At 35.4% G+C, this 1,596-nt stretch carries 3 protein-coding genes; all 3 read left to right on the forward strand.

Annotation, left to right across the window (positions count from 1 at the left end; all coding sequences use genetic code 11):
- Positions 1-28 precede the first annotated feature (28 nt).
- Positions 29-1,012 (forward strand): AHH domain-containing protein, encoded by a 984-nt coding sequence (locus CHU92_RS15660; protein WP_449403974.1) that lies wholly within the window; start codon positions 29-31, stop codon positions 1,010-1,012.
- Between the two features lie 15 nt (positions 1,013-1,027).
- Entirely contained in the window at positions 1,028-1,423 is a 396-nt protein-coding gene (locus CHU92_RS00260; protein WP_094411443.1) for a hypothetical protein, read from the forward strand.
- 21 nt (positions 1,424-1,444) lie between these two features.
- Positions 1,445-1,596, forward strand: a 152-nt coding sequence (locus tag CHU92_RS16160) for an RHS repeat-associated core domain-containing protein (protein ID WP_317044668.1), incomplete at its 3' end; no start/stop codon positions are given.

Raw genomic sequence — 1,596 nt, forward strand, 5'->3', positions numbered from 1 at the left:
CCGCAAGGAATATGAGGCTAATTATGGGGTGGTATCGCTGAACCCGGCCTATGAGCAAGGGAATTATAAGTATAAGTACCAAGGGCAGGAACGGCAAGACGAGTTAGGGCTTAACTGGGACAGCTTTAAATGGCGTAATTACGACTATGCCATTGGCAGGTTTATGAGCATTGACCCATTGGCCATGGATTATGTGTATAATTCACCCTATGCTTTTCAGGAGAATAAAATGGGTATGGGCATAGAGCTAGAAGGCTTAGAATTATTCAGCCCTTGGTTAGGGCCATTAATGAGTAGTTCAACACCTGTAACTTCAACACCTTTATTAGGAGCTTCTGATGCTGTTAAATTAACAACGGAAGTATCAACAAAAGTATCGGNATTGGCCATGGATTATGTGTATAATTCACCCTATGCTTTTCAGGAGAATAAAATGGGTATGGGCATAGAGCTAGAAGGCTTAGAATTATTCAGCCCTTGGTTAGGGCCATTAATGAGTAGTTCAACACCTGTAACTTCAACACCTTTATTAGGAGCTTCTGATGCTGTTAAATTAACAACGGAAGTATCAACAAAAGTATCGGAAGTCGGAGGGAAAACAGAATCACATCATGTAATTCCAAGAGCATTAAAAAATAATGATGTTGTAAAAGCCGCTCGTAAAGAAGGCTTTAAATTTGAAGGAGCAGAAAATAAAGTACCTGTGGAAAAATTTAGCAGAACTAGTGGAGAAGGCCAACATGGTAGTCATCCAAAGTATAATAGTGCTATTAAAGAAAAACTTGATGCGGGACCAGCCGAAGGAGTAAAACCATTAGAATTTGTTAGAAATGTAGTTACAGAGGTTAAAGAACAAATCAAATTAAACCCAAAAACAAAAATAAATGATTTATTACGAATTAATACCTCTACTACTGTAACCGAAAGTACGGGAGTTAAAAAACCTGACCTACCCAGGAGAACAACACCTGTAAAAAAAGCAAGTCCGCCAAAAAATCCCTTTGAAATATAGATAAATTTAAAAATTATGATATACAAATATAAAACTCCTCAAGATGCAATAACATCATTGGAAATTGCATATACAAATAAAGATGACGAAGCCATATTAAATAGCAAAGACTTTGAAACTGAAGCACGATTAATTCTAGAACAAGCAAATTATAATTATGACTTAAATGATTCTGAGCTCATAACCGAAACTGCTGAACTTTTAAAATTGTCATTAATACAAAATCTACAAGAAAATGGCTATCCAAATTTTAACTCTGTCAAAAGAAATTTCTCAAATTTTGAGGAGGTTGAAAAAGACCTATATACAATAATTGAAGAGTTGATATATCCTGATGGAACCAAACTTATAAATAAAATTTATATGACTTGTAAAAGTAGTTTATGGAAAGTTGCTCTTATTGAAGAATAATATAATATTTCTTCATATTTAATACATTTTGAATTTTATAAGTATAAGTATCAGGAACAGGAATGGCAAGACGAGCTGGGACTTAATATGTATGACTATGGGGCAAGGAATTATGACCCTGCTTTAGGCAGGTGGCATAATATTGACCCGCTGGCGGAGGTAAGCAGGAGGTG

The organism is Flavobacterium cyanobacteriorum (assembly GCF_002251835.1).
GTDB classification, from domain to species: Bacteria; Bacteroidota; Bacteroidia; order Flavobacteriales; family Flavobacteriaceae; genus Flavobacterium; species Flavobacterium cyanobacteriorum.